The sequence below is a fragment of the Pseudomonas sp. K5002 genome, assembly GCF_013386655.1.
Taxonomy (GTDB): domain Bacteria; phylum Pseudomonadota; class Gammaproteobacteria; order Pseudomonadales; family Pseudomonadaceae; genus Aquipseudomonas.
In genome coordinates this window covers 1-331 of the sequence record NZ_JACARK010001703.1, presented here as the reverse complement: position 1 = coordinate 331, position 331 = coordinate 1, and the positions used below count along the sequence as shown (strand labels likewise).

At 65.9% G+C, this 331-nt stretch carries 1 protein-coding gene; it reads right to left on the bottom strand.

Annotated elements, in window-relative coordinates; all coding sequences use genetic code 11:
* The coding region (locus tag HX846_RS38795; protein WP_178967652.1) for an alpha/beta hydrolase at nucleotides 1-331 on the bottom strand (331 nt) is incomplete at both ends.

Genomic DNA, 331 nt, shown 5'->3' with positions numbered 1-331 from the left:
ACCGAAAGCCACGCGGGTGAGGTCCAGGCCTTCGGCTGCAGCGTTATCGGCCAGCCAGGCCATGGCATCGGCGCCATCGTTCAGCGGCGTCGGGAACCTGTGCTCCGGCGCCAGTCGATAACCCACTGAAACCACCGCACACGGAGTTCTGGCGCAGAACTCGCGGCACACCCCGTCATGGGATTCCAGGCTGCCGACCACGTAGCCACCGCCATGGAAGTACACCAGCACCGGCAGGCTCTGCGCCGAAACGTCAGCTGGACGGTACACACGCAACGCCAGCGTCGCGCCATCGCGTGCCGTGAATTCGATGTGGCTGCAGCGCACCTGC